The organism is Mesorhizobium abyssinicae, from assembly GCF_049887195.1.
In the GTDB taxonomy this organism is placed as follows: Bacteria; Pseudomonadota; Alphaproteobacteria; order Rhizobiales; family Rhizobiaceae; genus Mesorhizobium; species Mesorhizobium abyssinicae.
In genome coordinates, this window is sequence record NZ_JARAKC010000002.1 from 459,570 (window position 1) to 479,552 (window position 19,983).

The 19,983-nt window shown below is 64.7% G+C and carries 16 protein-coding genes, 1 tRNA gene and 1 pseudogene; 12 read left to right on the forward strand and 6 right to left on the reverse strand.

Going from position 1 to position 19,983, the window contains the following annotated elements:
- Positions 1-227: 227 nt before the first annotated feature.
- From PU724_RS06740 to PU724_RS06760, 5 genes are all read left to right on the forward strand, one after another.
- Positions 228-845 (forward strand): acetyltransferase, encoded by a 618-nt coding sequence (locus tag PU724_RS06740; RefSeq protein ID WP_354420946.1) that lies wholly within the window; start codon positions 228-230, stop codon positions 843-845.
- A gap of 107 nt (positions 846-952) precedes the next feature.
- Complete coding sequence (locus PU724_RS06745; protein WP_354420948.1) at positions 953-2,077, forward strand: glycosyltransferase; 1,125 nt, start codon at positions 953-955, stop codon at positions 2,075-2,077.
- Between the two features lie 171 nt (positions 2,078-2,248).
- The gene (locus PU724_RS06750; protein WP_354420950.1) at positions 2,249-3,367 is read left to right on the forward strand and encodes a glycosyltransferase; all 1,119 of its coding nucleotides are present in this window, start codon (positions 2,249-2,251) and stop codon (positions 3,365-3,367) included.
- A 115-nt stretch (positions 3,368-3,482) separates the two neighbouring features.
- Positions 3,483-3,827 (forward strand): VOC family protein, encoded by a 345-nt coding sequence (locus PU724_RS06755; protein ID WP_127284010.1) that lies wholly within the window; start codon positions 3,483-3,485, stop codon positions 3,825-3,827.
- A gap of 159 nt (positions 3,828-3,986) precedes the next feature.
- A tRNA-Gln gene (locus tag PU724_RS06760) sits at positions 3,987-4,061 on the forward strand.
- Positions 4,062-4,110: 49 nt separating this feature from the next.
- Here the strand turns inward: PU724_RS06760 and PU724_RS06765 are convergent.
- Positions 4,111-5,487: pseudogene (locus PU724_RS06765) on the reverse strand (aspartate aminotransferase family protein).
- Between the two features lie 273 nt (positions 5,488-5,760).
- Here PU724_RS06765 and PU724_RS06770 point away from each other — a divergent pair.
- A complete protein-coding gene (locus tag PU724_RS06770) occupies positions 5,761-6,885 on the forward strand; it encodes an NAD(P)/FAD-dependent oxidoreductase (RefSeq protein ID WP_354420952.1) in 1,125 nt (374 codons plus the stop codon).
- Positions 6,886-6,985: 100 nt separating this feature from the next.
- On the opposite strand, the gene smc is transcribed toward PU724_RS06770, so the two are convergent.
- The 3 genes from smc to PU724_RS06785 form a co-directional block, all read right to left on the reverse strand.
- Entirely contained in the window at positions 6,986-10,444 is a 3,459-nt protein-coding gene (smc, locus tag PU724_RS06775) for a chromosome segregation protein SMC (RefSeq protein WP_354420954.1), read from the reverse strand.
- Between the two features lie 63 nt (positions 10,445-10,507).
- On the reverse strand, positions 10,508-11,236 hold the full coding sequence (locus PU724_RS06780; RefSeq protein ID WP_127284006.1) for a DsbA family protein: 729 nt from the start codon (positions 11,234-11,236) through the stop codon (positions 10,508-10,510).
- A 141-nt stretch (positions 11,237-11,377) separates the two neighbouring features.
- Positions 11,378-11,878 carry a DUF721 domain-containing protein gene (locus PU724_RS06785; RefSeq protein ID WP_127392254.1) on the reverse strand — a complete coding sequence of 167 codons (501 nt, stop codon included), beginning with the start codon at positions 11,876-11,878 and terminating at the stop codon, positions 11,378-11,380.
- Positions 11,879-11,911: 33 nt separating this feature from the next.
- Between PU724_RS06785 and mutY the strand changes: the two genes are divergently transcribed.
- Positions 11,912-13,030: an A/G-specific adenine glycosylase gene (mutY, locus tag PU724_RS06790; RefSeq protein ID WP_127392253.1), complete on the forward strand. Its 1,119-nt coding sequence runs from the start codon at positions 11,912-11,914 to the stop codon at positions 13,028-13,030.
- An 85-nt stretch (positions 13,031-13,115) separates the two neighbouring features.
- Positions 13,116-13,727, forward strand: coding sequence for an HAD family hydrolase (locus PU724_RS06795; RefSeq protein ID WP_127392252.1), 612 nt, complete (start codon positions 13,116-13,118; stop codon positions 13,725-13,727).
- 56 nt (positions 13,728-13,783) lie between these two features.
- Here the strand turns inward: PU724_RS06795 and PU724_RS06800 are convergent, their stop codons facing one another.
- Positions 13,784-14,917, reverse strand: a complete 1,134-nt coding sequence (locus tag PU724_RS06800; RefSeq protein WP_127392251.1) for a site-specific DNA-methyltransferase — start codon at positions 14,915-14,917, stop codon at positions 13,784-13,786.
- Positions 14,918-15,102: 185 nt separating this feature from the next.
- Here PU724_RS06800 and PU724_RS06805 point away from each other — a divergent pair, with 185 nt between their 5' ends.
- On the forward strand, positions 15,103-15,792 hold the full coding sequence (locus PU724_RS06805) for an HAD family hydrolase (protein WP_127392250.1): 690 nt from the start codon (positions 15,103-15,105) through the stop codon (positions 15,790-15,792).
- A 20-nt stretch (positions 15,793-15,812) separates the two neighbouring features.
- On the opposite strand, the gene PU724_RS06810 is transcribed toward PU724_RS06805, so the two are convergent.
- Complete coding sequence (locus tag PU724_RS06810; protein WP_127392249.1) at positions 15,813-16,535, reverse strand: hypothetical protein; 723 nt, start codon at positions 16,533-16,535, stop codon at positions 15,813-15,815.
- A 128-nt stretch (positions 16,536-16,663) separates the two neighbouring features.
- Between PU724_RS06810 and thrC the strand changes: the two genes are divergently transcribed.
- Genes thrC through PU724_RS06825 form a run of 3 tightly spaced genes read left to right on the forward strand, consistent with a single transcriptional unit; the run spans position 16,664 to position 19,980 of the window.
- Complete coding sequence (gene thrC / locus PU724_RS06815; protein ID WP_354420958.1) at positions 16,664-18,061, forward strand: threonine synthase; 1,398 nt, start codon at positions 16,664-16,666, stop codon at positions 18,059-18,061.
- 14 nt (positions 18,062-18,075) lie between these two features.
- Positions 18,076-19,368 carry a M16 family metallopeptidase gene (locus PU724_RS06820; protein WP_127282492.1) on the forward strand — a complete coding sequence of 431 codons (1,293 nt, stop codon included), beginning with the start codon at positions 18,076-18,078 and terminating at the stop codon, positions 19,366-19,368.
- Positions 19,369-19,383: 15 nt separating this feature from the next.
- Positions 19,384-19,980 carry a GNAT family N-acetyltransferase gene (locus PU724_RS06825; RefSeq protein ID WP_354420960.1) on the forward strand — a complete coding sequence of 199 codons (597 nt, stop codon included), beginning with the start codon at positions 19,384-19,386 and terminating at the stop codon, positions 19,978-19,980.
- The last annotated feature ends 3 nt before the right edge of the window (positions 19,981-19,983 follow it).

Consider the following 19,983-nt stretch of genomic DNA (forward strand, 5'->3'; position numbering starts at 1 on the left):
TTGGAAAGCTGGTGTCTGTCGGTCGCACGGAAATGGTCGAATCCATGACTGGCCGTCCTTAGCCGACGAGATCGAAATGGGCGCTAGCCAATTATGCACTCGCTTTGTGGCTTGCGGCGGGACTTGTGCCACAGTGTGTTTTCAAAGCGGACGTGGGAGGACGTGGTTTTGGAGCATATCATGATGCTCGATCGCATAGTGGCGGATCATCAAGCGGTTCCAGTCTAATGCCAAGGAATATCCCTCGGGGACTCTACATTCTGGGTTCGGGTGGGCATGGCCGCAGCGTCGCTGACATTGCCTCCGAGATCGGCATCGAAAACCTTGTCTTCGTGGATCCGAACCCGGCCCAAGTGGAAGCCCTGGCAGGATTTGTCTTATTGCGCAGCTTGCCGGTTCAGATCGAAGATGAGTGGGCGGTATTCCCCGCCATCGGAGACAACAGAATCCGGAAAATGGTGTGCGCCGGCGGTACCGACAGGCTGGCGACACTTGTCTCGCCAAGCGCCTCGATTGGATTGAGGGCCGAGATCGGCCAAGGGACCCTGGTCGGACGCCATGCTCATGTCGGTCCATTCACACGGATCGGCGTGGGTGTGATTGTCAACACGGCGGCGGTCATCGAGCATGATTGCGAGGTGGGGGATTTTTCTCATGTTTCCGTGAACGCTACCTTGGCGGGAAAGAGCCGTATCGGTAGCAACGTGATGATTGGCGCGGGGGCTACCGTTATCGACGGAGTTGGCATCTGCGACAACGTTATCGTCGGCGCGGGTGCGACCGTCATTCGCAACATCGAGCAAGCCGGTACATATGTCGGCACACCTGCGAAACCACTGTCTTGACTTCCCCCCCCAATCGCCGCCACGCAGACGATTTGCGAAACGATCAAGGCACAAGCCTTTCATTCAAGCCTAGCCAAGCGGGGTTGGCTAAGCGCGGAATCGCCGTTGTGCATGACTACTTTGCCATTCGCGGCGGCGGCGAGCGTTTGGCCCTGATCCTCGCGCAAGCGTTGGAAGCGGACATGGTTTACGGCTTTAGAGAAAATGAAAGCTACCCCAGCAGCATGTTTGGCCCATCCGTCGACTTCAATCTCTCACGACCGTTGCGCAGGCCCGCTATCCGAGCCCTGGTACTGGCTTGGCGCTTCTCCCGAGTCCAAAAGATGATGCGCAGCTACTCAACGCGAATCTTCAGCGGCGCCTTTGCACCCCTTGCCGCCCCAGATCGCCAGGCAGGCGGCGTGAATATTTTCTATTGTCATACCCCACCCCGGTTCCTCTATGACCAGCGAGAACACTTCTTCGGCAAGCTGCCCGGGCCGGCCCGGCTCGCCGCGCCGGCCATCACGAGGTTCTTCGAGAAGCGCTATCGGAAGGCCATTTCTCGGATGGACGTAATCGTCGCGAATTCCAACAATACGCGCTCGCGCCTTCGTCGTTATCTCGGCCTCGACTGCACGGTCGTCTATCCTCCGGTGGAAACCAACCGGTTCAGATGGCGTGGGCAGGAAGGCTACTACCTCTCTACGGCACGCCTTTCGCCTCTCAAGCGGGTCGATCGCATCGTGGATGCCTTTCTCAAGATGCCAGACAAGAAGCTGATCGTCGCTTCCGGCGGTGATGAACTCCATCGCCTCAAGCGCCGGGCAGGCAGTGCCACGAACATCGAATTTCGCGGCTGGACCAGTGACGAGGAACTGATGGATCTTATGGGCAGTGCGATCGCGACCATCTATCTGCCATTCGACGAGGACTTCGGTATGTCGCCGGTGGAATCGATGGCAGCCGGCAAGCCAGTCATCGGGGTCGCGGAGGGCGGCTTGTTGGAGACCATCCAACCTGGCAAGACAGGCATTTTGCTGTCTCCTGACTTCACAGACGGAGATTTGATCAAGGCAGTGCGGGACCTACCCTCAGAGCGGGCGGCGGCGATGCGGCACGATTGCGAAACCCGGGCTGCGGCGTTCACGCGGGAGCGGTTCATAGCGGCGATGCAAGACGTGATCGACGAGGCGCGGCGGAAAGCCCTCGGCAAAGCTGATGTTACGCTGCGTACGCATCCTCAGCCGTGAACCTGTCAGGGTTGCCGAGGCCTTCAACCGTCTCCATGGCGATGCGGGGTTCCGAAACAGAAGCGCGGCCGGCGCCCGCCGCAATGCGGCGCGTTTCACCTGGGAAAACCACGCCAAGGGCATGCTCGGGATCTTCGAACAGGCCGCAGGACAAAGACGAAGGACCGCCGCTTGAAAGTCCTGCATTTCTTCAAGACCTACTGGCCGGACACCTTTGGCGGCGTCGAGCGGACGATCCATGCCATTGCCCGGAGCACGGCGCGCCACGGCATCGATACGGAAGTGCTCTCGCTCAGCCGCACGCCCGATGAGGCGACGCGCCCCCTTGATGGACATCTGGCGACAAAGGCGAGGCTGGATTTCGAGCTGGCGTCGACCGGGTTCTCGGGCCAGGTTTTCCGCAAGTTCCGGGCGCTCTCGGCAAAGGCCGACCTGATCCACTATCACTTCCCATGGCCGCTCATGGACGTTGTGCATTTTCAGTCCCGCCACGGCAAGCCGACGCTCGTCACCTACCATTCCGACATCGTCAAGCAGCGGCTCATCCTGCCTTTCTACCGGCCGTTGATGATGCGCTTCCTTGGGGATGTCGACGCGATCGTGCCGACATCGCCGGATTATCTGCAATCGAGCCCCGTTCTCGGAGCTTTCAGAGCCAAGTCGACGGTCATTCCCATCGGCATCGACGAAGGCACCTACCCTTCCCCAACCGAGGCGGACAACGACTGGTGCCGGTCGACAATCCCGGAGCCGTTCGTGCTGTTCGTCGGCGTCCTGCGCTACTACAAGGGGCTGGACGTCCTGATCCAGGCCGCCGAGCAGGTGCGTTGCAAGATCGTCATCGCCGGATCCGGTCCCATCGAGAACCAACTGAAGCTGCAGGCCGAGACGCTGCGCCGCGACAATGTGATCTTCCTTGGCGAGGTGACGGAGCCGCGCAAGATGGCGCTGCTCGACAATTGCCTCGGCTTCGTCTTTCCCTCCAACCAGAGGTCGGAAGCCTACGGGCTTTCGCTGGTCGAGGCGGCGATGTGCGGCAAGCCGATGATTTCGTGCGAAATCGGAACGGGTACCAGCTATGTCAACGAGGCCGGTACAACCGGGCTCGTCGTCCCTCCCTCGGATCCGCAACGGCTTGCCGAAGCGATCAACCGACTGATTGCCTCGCCGACGGAAGCGGCCGGTTGGGGACGAGCGGCGCGCGATCGCTACGTTCGCCTGTTCACCGCCGACAGGATGGGAAAATCCTACACCGAGCTCTATCGTCGCCTCGCCGGCCGCGCACGCTGAACGGGCGCCCAGCCGAGACCGGGCGCACGCTATCCCACAGACCTGCCCCGGACGGACTTGCAGGACGACGCTTGGCGTAATAGAACATAACAAGAACATAGTAAGGAGTTGCGCCATGAAACTGACCGGGAAGCTCGACTATCTGGAACTGCCGGCGACCGGCGGCACGCTGGATAGCGTGAAAGCCTTCTACAGCGCCGCGCTCGGCTGGTCGTTCACCGACTACGGGCCGACCTATTCGGCCTTTGCCGAGGGGCTGGACGGTGGTTTCCAGGCCGATGCCGGCGAAGCCGCCGCGAAGCCGCTGCCGGTGCTCTATTCGGAGGCGCTGGAGGAAACGCTTGCGGCGGTCGAGAATGCCGGCGGCGCCATCGTCAAGCCGATCTTCTCGTTTCCAGGCGGACGACGCTTCCATTTCACCGATCCGGCCGGCAACGAGCTGGCCGTCTGGGGCGAATAGACGCAAACTGACCGGTCCTCGGGCCGCCCCTCGGACAGGCGCGCCGGTCAGTCGACGGCGAAACATGCGGCAAGATTACCTTGGATGAGACCTGTCCGAGCATTGAGCTTTGCGCCGGCTCGTCCTATAAGGCCGCGCGCAACGGCACGTTGCGGCTGTTGGGGCGTCGCCAAGTGGTAAGGCATCGGTTTTTGGTACCGACATTCCCAGGTTCGAATCCTGGCGCCCCAGCCAAACCAGCAGCACGAGACATCAGCGACTTGTCGCTTTGAGCGGCCCGTTTTCAGCCTTGCGCATGAACTTGCGGCAGGGCGGCATCGAGCGACCGCTCGAACGCATCGACCAGCGTATCGACCTGAGCCTCGGTGATGATCAGCGGCGGACAGAAAGCGATGGCGTCGCCCATGTTGCGCGAGATGACGCCATTCTGCTGCAGCAACCCGTTGACCAGCGCACCGAGAGCGGCAGGCTTGCCCCATGGCGCCTTGCTCGCCTTGTCGGCGACCAGCTCGACGGCGGCGATCAGGCCAACGCCGCGCACCTCGCCGACCAGCGGATGCGAGGCGAGCTTGCGTAATCGAGCCTGCAAATGCGCGCCGACCTTGCGCGCATTGCCGACAAGGTCGCGCTCCTCGATCAGCTTCACATTCTCAAGCGCGACCGCTGCCGCGACCGGATGGCCGCCACCGGTGAAGCCATGGCCGAAGGTGCCGATGCGATTGCTTTCGTCGGCAATCGGCTCGAACACCTTGTCGTTGATGAGCAGGGCCGAGATCGGCAGGTATGAAGAGGAAATCTGCTTCGACAGGACCATGACGTCGGGCTTGATGCCGAAGGCCTGCGAGCCGAACATCTCGCCGGTCCGGCCGAAGCCGCAGATGACCTCGTCGGCAACGAGCAGGATGTCGTATTTCGTCAGCACGGCCTGGACCTTCTCCCAATAGAAGGCAGGCGGTACGACGACGCCGCCGGCGCCCATGATTGGCTCGCCGAAGAAGGCGGCAATGGTCTCCGGTCCCTCGGCAAGGATCAGGCTCTCCAACTCGTCGGCGAGACGGCTCGAGAACTGCTCCTCGCTCTCGCCCGGCCTGGCGTCGCGCTAATGGTGCGGCGTCGAGATGTGCAGCACATTGGCGATCGGCAGGTCGAAGGAGAGATGGTTGTTCGGCAGCCCGGTCAGGCTTGCCGCGGCTATGGTGACGCCGTGGTAGCCGCGCTTGCGGCTGATGACCTTCTTGCGCGCCGGCTGACCGAGCGCGTTCGAGCGGTACCAGATCATCTTGAGCGCCGTATCGTTGGCCTCGGAGCCGGAATTGGTGAAATAGGCCTTGCTCATCGGCACCGGCGCCATCTGCACCAGCTTCTCGGCCAGGTCGATCAGCGGCGAATGCGCTTTCGATCCGAAGTCATGATAGAAAGGCAGCTTCGACATCTGCCGGGTCGCGGCCTCGACCAGGCGCTTTTCCGAGAAGCCGACCGCAACGCTCCACAGCCCTGCCATCGCCTCGATATAGCGGTTGCCGGCAATGTCCTCGACATAGATGCCGTCGCCCTTTTCGATGACCAGCGGACCCGTTTCCTGATGCTTGCGGGCATTGGTGTAGGCATGCAGGTGGTAGCGGATGTCGCGGGCTTCAGGGGAATTGGGTTGGGCGTCCATGCTGGCTCCTGTCTGCAGGCGTGCGGGCCAAACAGACCGTCTCTGTGATGAGAAGTCCAAGGTTCCGCCTCGCATTTGAGAGGCTTGATGCATCATGGCGGCAGGCGGCCGCAAGAGCCGCTCTGTCATGATCGATAGCGCCATGCAGTTCCCAACGCTGCTTCGCACCACCCCAATGCCGCGGCCAGGCGCATGATCGCCGGCACTGGACAACAAGGCTATGATCCTTGAAGGCTGTGAGGCGCCGCTTGCGTAACCAAAATGGACGGGGGCATGGAACAGGTCGATTGCATCATCGCCGGCGCCGGCGTCATCGGCCTGGCGGTTGCGCGCACCATGGCCGCACAAGGCCTCGACACGCTGATCCTCGAAGCCGCCGACGCCATCGGAACCGAGACGAGCTCGCGAAATTCGGAGGTCATCCACGCCGGCATATACTACCCAGAGGGGTCACTGAAGGCGCGGTACTGCGTTGACGGGCGCGAGCTTCTGTACCGCTACTGCGCGGAGCGGTCGATCCCGCACCGGCGCTGCGGCAAGCTCATCGTCGCAACCAACGAGGCACAGGAGCCGGTGCTTGCCTCCATTCGCGCCAATGCCGCCGCTTGCGGCGTTGACGACCTGCGGTTTCTCTCCGCAGCCGAGGCGCAAACGCTGGAGCCGGCGCTGCATTGCACCAAGGCATTGCTGTCGCCCTCCACTGGCATCATCGACAGCCACGCTTTGATGCTCGCCCTGCTCGGCGAGGCCGAAGAGAACGGCGCCATGCTGTCGCTCAACACGCGCGTCGTTTCCGGCCGGATCGGCGCCGGCGGCGGCATCGTCCTCGAGACGATGGACAGCGCAAGCGGCGAGCGTTTCGAGATCGCCGCCTCACACCTGATCAACGCAGCCGGTCTCGGCGCGGTGGCGCTTGCCGCCTCGCTCGACGGGTTCGACCGGCAGTTCCTGCCCACGCTTCGCTACGCCAAGGGCAATTATTTTTCGGTGGCCGGGCGGGCGCCGTTCTCGCGGCTTGTCTATCCGGTGCCCGAACCCGGCGGGCTCGGCGTCCATCTGACGCTCGACCTCGCCGGCACGGCGCGCTTCGGGCCGGATGTCGAATGGACGGACAGGCTCGACTACCGCGTCGACCCCGCGCGCGGCGAGCGCTTCTACGATGCCATCCGCAAATACTGGCCGGAGCTCGCCGACGGCAGCCTGCAGGCAGCCTATAGCGGCATCCGCCCAAAGCTCTCCGGACCCGGCGAGGCCAACAGCGACTTCGTCATCCAGGATGCGGCAACCCATCGCATCGAAGGCCTGGTCAATCTGTTCGGCATCGAAAGCCCCGGACTGACGTCCAGCCTGGCGATTGCCGAGCATGTCGCGCGTATTCTGGGACCAAGGGCGCGCTGATGCACCGCCCAACTACAAGCACCTCGATAGTCAGCTAAGCGGGCCACTAAGGACCCCGCCAACACCCCCGGAGCAAGGCCGCGCGTTGCGGGCGATATATTCAGCTCGCCTCGCGCATGGCTTCGGCCGCCTGCAGGTCGACCGAGACCAACTGGCTGACGCCCTGCTCAGCCATGGTGACGCCGAACAGCCGGTCCATGCGGGCCATGGTGATCGGGTTGTGGGTGATGATGACGAAGCGCGTCTCTGTGGTGCGGGACATCTCGTCCATGAGATTGCAGAAGCGCTCGACATTGTGGTCGTCGAGCGGCGCGTCGACCTCGTCGAGCACGCAGATCGGCGCCGGATTGGTGAGGAACACGGCGAAGATCAGCGACATCGCCGTCAGCGCCTGCTCGCCGCCGGAGAGCAGCGTCATGGTCTGCGGCTTCTTGCCCGGCGGGCGGGCAAGGATTTCGAGCCCGGCTTCCAGCGGATCCTCGGATTCGATCAGCTGCAATTCGGCGGTGCCGCCGCCGAACAGATGCGAGAACAGGCGCTGGAAATGGCCGTTGACCACCTCGAAGGCCGACAGCAGCCGCTCGCGCCCTTCCCGGTTGAGGCTCTGGATCGCCTGCCGCAATTTGCGGATCGCCTCGATGATGTCCTCGCGCTCGGAAACGATGGTCTCCAGCCGGTCGGACAGCTCCTTTTGCTCTTCCTCGGCGCGCAGGTTGACGGCGCCGAGCCGCTCGCGCTCGACCTTCAACCGGTCGAGTTGGCGCTCGACCTCGGCCATTTCGGGCATCGGGTCATCGGCTTCCAGACCGGTGTGGCGGATGACCAGGTGCGGCGGCGTGTTCAGCGTCTCCTGGATACGCGCCTCGACCTCCAGCCGCCGCTCATCGGCGGCCGTCAGCCGCTCCTCGGCGCGGACACGGGTTTCGCGCGCCTCGGCCAGCGACTGAATCGCCGCGGTCGCGGCCTTGTCGAGCTCGGCCTGCCGGTTCTCCGCTTCCTGCAAACGGTCGGCCGCCGCCTGGCGCAGAGTCTCCGCCTCGGTCAATTGCGACAGCAGCGCGCGACGCTTGGCGTCGATCTCGTCCGGAGCGTCGGCCAACCGCTCGCGCTCGGCCTCGGCTTCCGCCCTGCGCTCGCCAAGAGCGGCGATCTGCGTCGAGGCGTTCTCGGCCCGCTCCAGCCAGTTGCGGCGCTCGGCGCCGATCGCTTCGAGGCGGCGGGTGCGGGCCTCGGCCTCGCGCCGCAAGCCCTCATGGACGGCGCGCGCGTCGGCGAGGGTGGCGCGATCGCGCGAGACATTGGCCGAGGACTGTTCGAGCTGCAGCTGCAGGTCGCCGAGATCGGGCGCGTCCTGCAGCAGCATCTCGGCTTCCAGGAAAGCCGCCTGGGTTTCCTCATGGCTGTCGACGACGCGGGCGCGCGCCTCGTCGAGCGCGGCACGCCGGCTTACCAGCTCGCCGCCGGCCTTCTCGGCCTCGGCAAGCGCGTTGCGGGCAGCATCCAACCCATGCTGAGCGTCGCGGCCGGCCTGGCGGGCATTGCGCTCGGCCTCGCTTGCCTGGCGCAGCGCCTGTTCGGCCTGGGCAAGGGCTGCCTCCGCCTCGCGCAGGATGCGGGTGGCCTGCACCGCCTCGGCGTCTAGCTCGGCCAGTCGGTTCTTCTGCGCCAGCCGCTGCGCGGCGGCGGTCGGCGCGTCTGCGCTTGCGGTCAGACCATCCCAGCGCCACAGCGCGCCGTCGCGGCTGACCAGCCGCTGGCCGGGCGCAAGCAGCGCCTGCAGACGACGGCCGTCGGCGGCCTCGACAATGCCGGTCTGCGCCAGCCGGCGGGCAAGCTGGGAGGGCGCTCGCACCACGCTGGCAAGGCTCTTCACGCCTTCGGGCAGCGCGGCGTCGCCCGGCTGGACGGCGCTCTCGCCCCAATGCACGGGGGCGCTGCGGTCGAGCGGCACGTCGAGATCCTCACCGAGGGCGGCGCCAAGGGCCGTCTCGTAGCCGCGCTCGACGCTGAGCTGCTCCAGCGCGGAGGGGAAAAGATCGCCGCTGACGGCATTCAAAATCTTGGAAAGGGTGCGGGCTTCGGTCTCGATGCGCTGCAACTCAGCCTTGGCGTCCTGTAGCGGCGGACGGGCGGCGCTTTCGGCGACGCGCGCCTCGGCGACCGCCTGCTCGGCCGCAATGGCGCCGGCCTCGCTCTCTTCCAGCCGCGCCGTGGCATCCTCGACCAGCAGCCGCTTCTCGGCCGGATCGGGCAGGCCGGAAATGCGGGCGACGATGTCGGAAAGCTCGCGATCGACCTCGGCGAGCTGGCGGGCAAAACGGTCGCGACGTTCGGCGGTCTCGCGCAAAGTGCGCTCGATCTGATGGCGCGAGGCAGCCGCCTCGGCGCGTTCGGCGGTCAGCGCGGCAAGCTTTGCCTCGCTCTGCGCGAGCGTCGCGCCGGCCTGTTCGAAGGCGGCCCGGGTGGTGGCCTCGCGCTCGGCGGCGCCGGCGTTCTCGGAGTTGAGCGAGGCTTCCTCGGTGCGAAGGCGCTCGAGGATGTCCGCATTGTCGCGCACCATGCGCTCCTCGCGGGCGATGTCGCCGTCGAGCTGCTGCAGCCGGCGCTCAAGCTCGGCCTGGCGGGAGCGGATGCGGCCGGCCTCTTCCTCGATCTGTGTCTTGGCGATCGACAGGCGCTGGAAGGCGGCGGCCGCGGCAGCTTCGGCGTCGCGCAGGTCCGGCAACCGGTGGGCGCCGATGCCTTGCTCTCTCGCGGCGGCCATCTGCGCGGCGGCGCGATCGCCGACAAGCGTCGTCGCGGCGGCCAGAGCGGAACGCGCCTCGCCTTCCTGGGTCTTGGCCAGCGTCCAGCGCAGATGCAGCAGCGTCGCCTCGGCCTTGCGGATATCGGCCGACAGGTTCTTGAAGCGCGAGGCCTGGCGCGCCTGGCGCTTCAGGCTGTCGATCTGGCTCTCCAACTCGCCGACGACGTCATCCAGCCGTTCGAGGTTCTGCTCGGCGGCCTTCAGCCTCAGTTCGGCCTCGTGGCGGCGCGTGTGCAGGCCGGAAATGCCGGCCGCCTCTTCGAGTAGCGCCCGACGCGCCTGGGGCTTGGCTTGGATCAGCTCGCCGATGCGGCCTTGCCCGACCATCGAGGGCGAGCGCGCGCCGGTCGACTGGTCGGCGAACAGAAGCTGCACGTCCTTGGCGCGGGCTTCCTTGCCGTTGATGCGATAGAGCGAGCCCGCCTCGCGCTCGATGCGGCGCGACACCTGCAATTCATCGGCGTCGTTGAAGGCTGCAGGCGCGGTACGGTCGGTGTTGTCGAGGAAAAGCGTGACTTCGGCGGTATTGCGGGCCGGCCGCGTGCCCGAGCCGGAAAAGATGACGTCGTCCATGCCGGACGCGCGCATGTTCTTGTAGGAGCTTTCGCCCATCACCCAGCGCAGCGCCTCGACAAGGTTCGACTTGCCGCAGCCGTTCGGCCCGACAATGCCGGTAAGCCCGCGTTCGATGACGAACTCGCCGGGCTCGACGAAGGACTTGAAACCGAGGAGGCGAAGGCGCGAAAATTTCATTCGCGCCGCCCCACACTACAGGCGCGCGCGCCGAAGCCGAGCCGCTTCGGCGCGGCCTGGACGTCAGAGCAGAGGGTCGATGATGGCCGACATTTCCTCAATCGACATCGCCCCTTTGTAGGTCTTTCCATTGATGAAGAAGGTCGGCGTCGAGTCGACCTTGAACTCGTCCGCGCCGCGTTTCTGGACTGCTCTCACATCGTCCAGAAGTTTCTGGTCCGTCAAGCAGGCCTCAAAGGACTCCTGTGTAAAACCAGCGAGCTTGGAGATCTGCAGCAGTGCTTCCTTGGTGTTGTTGACGCCGACCCAGCTGGGCTGCTGCTTGAACAGCACGTCGACCATCGGGAAATAGTTATCCTTGGCGCAACGCGCCAGCATGAAGCCGGCCTCGGCGCTCGGGTCGAAGGGAAATTCACGCAGGATGTAGCGCACCTTGCCGCTGTCGATGTATTTGGTCTTCAACTCAGGGAAGGTGGTTTCGTTGAAGTGCGCGCAATGCGGGCAAGTCATCGAGGCATATTCGACGATGGTGACCTTGGCGTCGTCCTTGCCAAGCTGCTTTTCGGGCAGCGCGCCCGGCTTCAGCAGCTGCGCCATGTCGACCGTGCCCTGCGCTTCCGGCACCTTTGCGGCCGCCGGCGTTGCCGGCTTGGCGGGCGTCGACGGGTTGGCGGGCTTCACATCGGCGGCCTTTGCGTCCTCGCCCGAGTCGCTGCATGCGGCGATGAGAGCCACCGCCGGAATGGCGGCCAGCGAGGTCAGAAGGTTTCTGCGAGACAAAGGACGGTTCATGCGAATCACCTGATATCGGTTGGATTTTGCAATGCAAAGGCTAGAAAAGGCGAGAGTTGGCGCGAATTAAGGCATCGCCGTCCCCATTCCAATCGCCAAATTTTGGCGTGCGTTCACGAATACGCGAGATTAGCGACAATCCTATGGTCTTTTCTGCCCCAGAATTGTCGCGCCGAGGCGCTCCAGCGAGGCGCGCAGGCCATCGTCCTCGATCTTGCCCACGGTTCGCGAAAGCTTCGCCTTCTCGGCGTCGTTGAGCGGTCTCGGCGCCGGTTTCGGCCGGGCCTTTTCGGACAGCACCGGCTTCTGCACGATCTTGATGCGGCCAATGGCGTTGAAGCCGAGGAAAGCATTGACGCGATTGATGATTTCGCCTGCCTCGTGCTGCAGGTGGAGCGCCGCCATGCCCTCGCACGCGATGATCAGCAGCGCCGGCTCGAACGGATCGTCCTCATGCAGGCGGCGCGGCCACTGGATCTTTTCCGGGCGCGAGCGGCCGGCTAGCCGGGGCCCGGCGATCTCCTCCCAGGACTGCACCAGCCCGATCGAGATGCCGGCCCGCTTCTTCAGCACCGGATCGAGGATCTCGGTTGCGAGATCGCTCACCGGGACGGGATTGCCGTAGGGCCTTTTCCCTGCCATGTGCGTTCTCCAATCCCCGAGCTCACCCGATCAATGGCATCGCACGACCAGACCCGCAAGGCCGCATCCGGCGAAAGCAGCGAAGCCGTTTCAGTCGCCTCCCGCCTGCTTGACTGGTACGACGCGCATCACCGCGACCTGCCGTGGCGCGTCGCGCCCAAGGCGCTGGCGGAGGGAGCCAACCCCGATCCCTACCGGGTTTGGCTGTCGGAAGTGATGCTGCAGCAGACCACGGTCGAAGCGGTCAAAGCCTATTTTCGCGCCTTCCTCGAAAAATGGCCTGACGTCCGGGCGCTGGCGGCGGCGCCCGCCGAGGACGTCATGAAGGCCTGGGCCGGGCTCGGCTACTATTCGCGGGCGCGCAACCTCAAGGCCTGCGCCGATCTTGTCGCTCAGCGCGGCGGCCGCTTTCCGGACACGGAGGCCGGCCTCAGGGAGTTGCCGGGGATCGGCACCTACACGGCGGCGGCGATCTCGGCCATCGCCTTCGACCGGCCGGCGGCCGTCGTCGACGGCAATGTCGAGCGGGTCGTGTCCAGGCTGAATTCGATCGCGACGCCGCTCACGGAGGCCAAGCCAGAAATCCGCGCGCTGGTCGAGCGGATGGTTCCGGCAAGGCGGCCGGGCGATTTCGCCCAGGCGATGATGGATCTCGGCGCCACGATCTGCACGCCGCGGCGGCCGCGCTGCATGCTGTGCCCGCTGCGCGCGGATTGCAGCGCCATTGTCTCGGGCGATCCCGAGCGTTTCCCCGTCCGCCGGCCCAAGGACGACAAGCCGCTCAGGCGGGGTGCGGCCTTCGTGGCCCAGCGCAGGGATGGCGCCATCCTGCTTCGCAAGCGCCCGGAAAAGGGCCTGCTCGGCGGCATGACCGAAGTGCCGACGACGGCGTGGAGCGCAAGGGTGGACGGCGCGACCACGGAGGCTGGGGCGCCGTTTGCGGCTGACTGGCGACGCGCCGGCCGGATCGCGCATGTCTTCACCCATTTCGCGCTCGAACTCGAAGTCTTTCATGCCCACATGAAAGGTGATGCGCCGGAAGGGCATTTCTGGTCGCTGGCCCATGAGATTTCCGGGGAGGCGCTGCCCACCGTCATGAAAAAGGTAATCGAGGCAGCGATACCGGGCGCGACCAAAGCGCGTCGCGTGTGACCCGGTCACGCGCGACACGCTATCCCAAACCGCTGCACTTTTGGGTGACATGCGCTAAGGCAGCGCCCGCATTGAAAGGACAGGCATGACCGAAATCCGCCACATCGTGTTCGACATCGGCAGGGTGCTGATCCACTACGATCCGGACCTTCCCTTCAGCCGCCTGATCCCCGATGCCGAGGAGCGGAAATGGTTCTTCGACAATGTCTGCACGCATGACTGGAACCTCGAGCAGGACCGCGGCCGGACATGGGCAGAGGCCGAAGCGCTGCTGATCGGCGAATACCCGGGCCATGCGGAGAATATTCGCAATTTCCGCCGGCATTGGCACGAGATGGTGCCGCATGCCTATGACGACAGCGTCGCCATCATGATCGGCCTGATCGAGGCCGGCCACGATGTCACCATGCTGACCAACTTTGCCTCGGATACGCTTGCCGAAGCCCGGCAGCGTTTCGGCTTCCTCAACCGTCCGCGCGGCGTGACCGTTTCGGCCGACATCCGGCAGATCAAGCCGGATCGCGCCATCTACGATCATCATGTCGCCGCGTTCGGCCTCGAACCGTCCGCGACGCTGTTCATCGATGACAGCCAGAAGAATGTCGACGGCGCCAGGGCGGCCGGCTGGCAGTCGGTGCTGTTCACCGACGCCGTAACGCTCAAGGCGGACCTCGAGCGTTACGGGATCAGGGCCTGATTTGAATCGCTTCGGACGATCCGCTGAAGTTCTGATTCAACTTTAACAGCGGGATCTCAGGCCCCTGCCCGCTCCATGCCGAGGCGGGCGATGCGGCGCAGCTCGTCGATCGGGGTGAGGCCGCCGCTACGCTCATAATGCCAGAAGGTCCAGCCGTTGCAGGCGTCCAGCCCCTGCACCTCGGCGCCGATCTTGTGGATCGAGCCGGCGCTGTCACCGATCGCCACCGTGCCGTCGGCGCGCACCTTGGCCGCCCAGCGCTTCTTGGCGTCGTAGAGGGTGGCGCCGGGCTGCATCAGTCCGGTGTCGATCAGGCTGATGAAGGCGACGCGCGGCTCGGCGCGCTTGCCGGACAATACGGTCAGGTCGGCGCCTTCCAGCGGCCGCACCGCGTCGATGCGCTCATTGGCGGCGTCGATATAGGCCTGCTCGCGCTCGATGCCGACGAAGTGGCGGCCGAGGCGCTTTGCCACCGCGCCGGTGGTGCCGGATCCGAAGAAGGGATCGAGCACGACGTCACCCGGCTTGGTCGAGGCCATCATGATGCGGGCGAGCAATGCTTCCGGCTTCTGCGTTGGATGCAGCTTGTCGCCATTGTCGTTCTTCAGCCGCTCCTGGCCGGTGCATATCGGGAACAGCCAGTCGGAGCGCATCTGGACGTCGTCGTTCGAGGCTTTCAGCGCCTCGTAGTTGAAGGTGTAGCCCTTGGCCTTCTGGTCGCGCGAGGCCCAGATCATCGTCTCATGCGCGTTCTGGAAGCGGCGGCCGCGGAAGTTCGGCATCGGGTTGGTCTTGCGCCAGACGACGTCATTGAGGATCCAGAAGCCGAGATCCTGCATCTTGGCGCCGACCCTGAAGATGTTGTGATAGGAGCCGATGACCCAGATGGTGCCGTTCGGCTTTAGCACGCGCCGCGCCGCCAGCAGCCAGGCGCGGGTGAAGGCGTCATAGGCCTCGAAACTCTCGAACTGGTCCCAGTCGTCGTCGACGGCATCGACCTTGGACTGGTCGGGCCGGTGCAGGTCGCCATCGAGCTGCAGGTTATAGGGCGGATCGGCGAAAATGACGTCGATGGACTTTTCGGGCAGCCGCTCGAGGGCCGCGATGCAGTCGCCCTTGAGGATGGTGTTCAGCCATTCGGATTGCTGGGGAGCGCGGGAGAGCTCGTCGAGAAGACGCACGGCTGACATTTTTACACCCAAGGCACGCGTTACTGTTTACTGTCCGTTATGGTTACCGATCAGCGTAAATATTCGGTGAAGGGCGGGACTGCCCCGGTCGAGACCTGCCGTGAATTTGCGAAGCCCGGCCGCTTGGTGTATGCCGCGCCGCCTGAGCCGTATCAGGCCAGCTTTCTCCCGCGTTCCGGATTGCCATGCCCCAGCCAGACCTTGTCATCTTCGATTGCGACGGCGTGCTCGTCGATTCCGAAATCATCGCCGCGCGCATCGAGGCCGAGCTCCTGACCTCGGCCGGGTATGAGATCTCGGCCGAGGAACTGGCCGAGACCTATGCCGGACTGACCTTCAAGGACATCATGATGCGGGTCGAGGAGAAATCGGCCATCCCGTTCCAGGCCTCGCTGATCGGCCGCGCCGAAGAGCTGGTCGACCGCAAGCTGCGCAGCGACGTGCGCGCCATCGACGGCGCGCGCGAGGCGGTCGCGGCGGTGACGGTGCGGCGCTGCGTCTGCTCGAATTCGCGCACGGAGCGGGTCGAGTTCATGCTGGAGAAGGTGGGGCTACTGCCGTTCTTCGCCGGCCGCATCTTTTCGGGGCTCGACATCCCCAGCAAAAAGACCAAGCCGGCTCCGGACGTGTTCCTTTACGCCGCCGAAAGGCTCAACGCCGATCCGAAAAATACCTTCGTCATCGAGGACTCGGTGCATGGCGTCACCGGCGCCAGGACGGCCGGCATGCGCGTCATCGGCTTCACCGGCGCCGCGCACAGCTATCCCGGCCACGCCGACGCGCTGACCGAAGCCGGCGCGGAGACGGTCATCCGCCGCTGGGCCGAGTTGAAAAGCGTGATTGCCGCGCTGTCGGAATGGTCGGCGGACGCTTGAAGCGTCCGCCCCAGCCCACCTCAGTTTGTCGCCGGAGCGGCCTTTTTCTTCCGCTTGCCCTTGTCGGTCGCGGCTTTCGGCGTGTTTTCGTCATATCCGGCAAAGGCCTGGTAGTCCTTGGCGGTCGGTTCCGGCACCAGGACGTTCTGGTCGGTGAAGACGAACTGCGTCGCGGCCGACGGGTCGGAGACCTGGACCTGGTACTGGTGGATCTGCGAGTAGAGCACATCGGTGCCGTGCATCACCGCGACGCGAATCGGCATGGTGATGGTGCCGGGCGCGAACATCGGCCCAGGCACGACCTTGCCGGCCACCGCTATCTTCATCGACAGCTGGCCGTTGGCGCGCATGCAATCGCGGGTCACGTCGGTGATCGAGGCCTGATAGATGACCTTGGCGGGATCGCGATCGGGATCGACAATGGTGCCATCAGGCGCGGTCTGGGCGGCGGCGGCCTCGGCGTCCTGCGCGGCGTCGGCCTTCTTCCTGGGCTTGGCGCCGCCCTTGGCATAGGTGTTGAAGTAGGCGGTGCCGTCGCGCAGCGTTACTTTCGGGCAATAGGCCTCCAACTGGCTGGCAAGCACCTTGGGGTCCTGCGGCGGCGGCGGCGCCTGGGTGTCCTTCTTGCCCAGACCAAAGCTCAGTATGCCATTGTCGCTCGATTGGCAGCCGGCGGCGGCAAGCATAAAGCCGGCAAGCGCCAGACCCGCGACAAAACGACGGTTGACCGAATGAAACGCCATGAACTCCACTTCCCTCTCGCAAAGCTGGTGACGTATATCAACGGCGCGGCGAAAATGCGACTGAGCCGGCTCGGAAAATTAACCAATTGGCGGTGGATGAACCCGCCGGCTGCAATGGACTTGTGACGATGCAATATGTGAGTACCCGCGGGGACGCGCCCGTGCTTGGATTTTCCGACGCGGTGCTGGCCGGGCTGGCCCGCGACGGCGGGCTCTATGTGCCGCGCGAATGGCCGCAGTTTTCCGCCGCCGACATCCGCGCCATGCGCGGACTCGCCTATCCCGACCTTGCCATTCGCGTGCTGACGCCGTTCCTGGGCGGCGAGATCGCGGCGCCCGTCTTCGAGCGGCTGGTGCGCGAGGCCTATGCCACCTTCCGCCACGAGGCCGTCTGCCCGCTGGTGCAGACCGGGGCGAACACTTTCGTGCTCGAACTCTTCCACGGCCCGACGCTCGCCTTCAAGGACGTCGCCATGCAACTGCTGGCGCGACTGATGGACCATGTGCTGGCCGAGCGCGGTCAGCGCGCCACAATCGTCGGCGCCACCTCCGGCGACACCGGCGGCGCCGCGATCGATGCTTTCGCCGGCCGCGACCGCACCGACATCTTCATCCTTTTCCCGCACGGCAAGGTCTCGCCGGTGCAGCAGCGGCAGATGACGACGTCAAGCGCGGCGAACGTGCATGCACTCTCGATCGAAGGCAATTTCGACGATTGCCAGGGCCTGGTGAAGGACATGTTCAACGACCACGGTTTTCGCGACCGGGTCTCGTTGTCGGGCGTCAATTCGATCAACTGGGCACGCATCATGGCCCAGATCGTCTATTATTTCTCCTCGGCGCTGTCGCTCGGCGCGCCCGACCGGCCGGTGTCGTTCACCGTGCCGACCGGCAATTTCGGCGATATCTTCGCCGGTTATGCCGCGAAAAGAATGGGATTGCCGATCGATCGGCTGATCATCGCCACCAATGACAACGACATATTGGCGCGCACGCTGGCGAGCGGCGAATACCGCACCAAGGGCGTGTTCGCCACGACCTCGCCGTCGATGGACATCCAGGTGTCGTCGAACTTCGAGCGCCTGCTGTTCGAGGCGGCCGACCGCGATGCCGAGACCGTGCGGCGCTACATGAACGGGCTGAAGCAGTCCGGCGCCTTCACCATCGAGGCGGGCGAAATCGCAAAGATCCGCGCCGAATTCGACGCCGGCCGCTCAAGCGTCGACGAGGTCGCCGCCACCATCCGTTCGACGCTCGCGGCGAGCAACTATCTGCTCGACCCGCACACGGCGGCGGCCGTGCACGTTGCCGCCGGCAAGGTCGATGGCGCAGTCCCCATGGTGGTGCTGGGCACCGCGCATCCAGCCAAGTTCCCGGCCGCGGTCGAGGCCGCCAGCGGCATCACGCCGGCCCTGCCGGCATGGCTGGGCGCATTGATGACAGCCGACGAAAAATACACGGTACTTCCCTCCGACCTGAAAATGGTGGAAGATTACGTCGGACGCCACACGCGGGCGGCGCGTTAAGGAGTACTTGCCATATGGGTGTTGAGGTAAGCCGTCTGTCGAACGGCCTGACAGTCGCAACCGAAACCCTTCCAAGCCTCGAATCCGTTGCCCTCGGTGCCTGGGTCAAGTCGGGCGCACGCAATGAGCGTGAGGAAGAGCACGGAATGGCCCATTTGCTCGAGCATATGGCCTTCAAGGGCACGAAAAGGCGCACCGCCTTCGAGATCGCCTCGGAAATCGAGAATGTCGGCGGCGAGATCAACGCCGCCACCAGCGTCGAGACCACCTCCTATTACGCCAGGGTGCTCTCCGACGACGTGCCGCTGGCGGTCGACATCCTGGCAGACATCCTGCAGGAGTCCGAATTCGACCCTGAAGAACTCGAGCGCGAACAGCATGTGATCCTGCAGGAAATCGGCGCCGCGCACGACACGCCCGACGATATCGTCTTCGATCGCTTCACCGAAACCGCCTTCCGCCACCAGACGATCGGCCGCTCGATCCTCGGCACCCCGGAAACGGTCAAATCCTTCACCTCCAAGCAGCTGCACAATTTCATCGAGCGCCAGTACGGCGCCGAGCGCATGGTGGTCGTGGCCGCCGGCGACATCAAGCACGACAATTTCGTGCGCGAGGTGGAGAAGCGACTCGGCGGTTTCCGCGCCAAGGCCGAGAGCAGCATTCCGCAATACGCGCAATATGTCGGCGGCGACTTCCGCGAGGATCGCGACCTGATGGACGCGCAGATCGTGCTCGGCTTCGAGGGCCGCGCCTATCATGTGCGCGATTTCTACGCCTCGCAGGTGCTGTCGATGATCCTTGGCGGCGGCATGTCGTCGAGGCTGTTCCAGGAGGTGCGCGAGAAACGCGGCCTGTGCTACTCGGTCTACGCGTTCCACTGGGGCTTTTCCGACACCGGCATATTCGGCGTCCACGCCGCGACCGGGCAGAGCGATATCGCCAAGCTGGTGCCGGTCATCATTGACGAATTGCAGAAGGCCGGCGAGAACATCCTGCAGGAGGAGCTCGACCGGGCGCGCGCGCAATACCGCGCCGGTCTGATCATGTCGGCCGAAAGCCCGGCCAGCCGCGCCTCGCAGATCGCCAGGCAGTTGCTTCTGTTCGGCCGGCCGATCGCCAAGGAAGAGCTGATGGAACGGCTGGCGGCGCTCACCACCGAGCGGCTCACCGATCTCTCGTCGCGGTTGTTTTCGACCAAGCCGACGCTCACCGCCGTCGGACCCGTGGGGACGCTGGCGCCCTATGAGGCGATTCTCGATTCGCTTTCGGGTCCGCAGACGACGGCCCGCAAGCTCGCCGTCTAGTCCTGCTCAAGCGCCATGTTCGCGCTCCCTTTCTTTCGCCGCGACCTGCCGGCACTGAAGGGCGACAAGGTCATGCTGCGCGTGCCGCTGACCAACGACTATCGCGATTGGTCGACGCTGCGCGGTGAAAGCCGCGCCTTTCTGGAGCCGTGGGAGCCGCGCTGGACGCCGGACGAGCTCGACCGCACGGCATGGCGGCTGCGCATCAGCCGCTATCGCGAGGATTACGCGCAAGGCACCGCGATCGCCTTCTTCATCTTCGAGAAGTCGAGCGGCAAGCTCGCCGGCGGCATCACCCTCGGCAACATCCGCCATGGCGTCGCGCAAAGCGGCCATATCGGCTACTGGATCGGCGAGCGCTATGGCGGCCGCGGCCTGATGACTGAGGCGGTCAAGCTGGTGTCGCGCTTCGCCTTCGATACGCTGAGGTTGCACCGGATCGAAGCGGCCTGTATTCCCGACAACGCCCGGTCGATCCGCGTGCTTGAAAAAGCCGGATTCCGGCGCGAAGGACTTCTGCGATCCTACCTCAGGATCAATGGTATCTGGCAGGATCATTACCTCTACGCCCGGATCGCGGACGATCCGCCGGGCGCTGGAACGAAGGGCTGATTG

Bases quoted from the DNA above. Each gene is read 5' to 3' on its own strand.
- PU724_RS06740 (WP_354420946.1), top strand. From the start codon at position 228: ATGCCAAGGAATATCCCTCGGGGACTCTACATTCTGGGTTCGGGTGGG.
- PU724_RS06755 (WP_127284010.1), top strand. From the start codon at position 3,483: ATGAAACTGACCGGGAAGCTCGACTATCTGGAACTGCCGGCGACCGGC.
- PU724_RS06770 (WP_354420952.1), top strand. From the start codon at position 5,761: ATGGAACAGGTCGATTGCATCATCGCCGGCGCCGGCGTCATCGGCCTG.
- smc (WP_354420954.1), bottom strand. From the start codon at position 10,444: ATGAAATTTTCGCGCCTTCGCCTCCTCGGTTTCAAGTCCTTCGTCGAG.
- PU724_RS06780 (WP_127284006.1), bottom strand. From the start codon at position 11,236: ATGAACCGTCCTTTGTCTCGCAGAAACCTTCTGACCTCGCTGGCCGCC.
- PU724_RS06785 (WP_127392254.1), bottom strand. From the start codon at position 11,878: ATGGCAGGGAAAAGGCCCTACGGCAATCCCGTCCCGGTGAGCGATCTC.
- mutY (WP_127392253.1), top strand. From the start codon at position 11,912: ATGGCATCGCACGACCAGACCCGCAAGGCCGCATCCGGCGAAAGCAGC.
- PU724_RS06795 (WP_127392252.1), top strand. From the start codon at position 13,116: ATGACCGAAATCCGCCACATCGTGTTCGACATCGGCAGGGTGCTGATC.
- PU724_RS06800 (WP_127392251.1), bottom strand. From the start codon at position 14,917: ATGTCAGCCGTGCGTCTTCTCGACGAGCTCTCCCGCGCTCCCCAGCAA.
- PU724_RS06805 (WP_127392250.1), top strand. From the start codon at position 15,103: ATGCCCCAGCCAGACCTTGTCATCTTCGATTGCGACGGCGTGCTCGTC.
- PU724_RS06810 (WP_127392249.1), bottom strand. From the start codon at position 16,535: ATGGCGTTTCATTCGGTCAACCGTCGTTTTGTCGCGGGTCTGGCGCTT.
- thrC (WP_354420958.1), top strand. From the start codon at position 16,664: ATGCAATATGTGAGTACCCGCGGGGACGCGCCCGTGCTTGGATTTTCC.
- PU724_RS06820 (WP_127282492.1), top strand. From the start codon at position 18,076: ATGGGTGTTGAGGTAAGCCGTCTGTCGAACGGCCTGACAGTCGCAACC.
- PU724_RS06825 (WP_354420960.1), top strand. From the start codon at position 19,384: ATGTTCGCGCTCCCTTTCTTTCGCCGCGACCTGCCGGCACTGAAGGGC.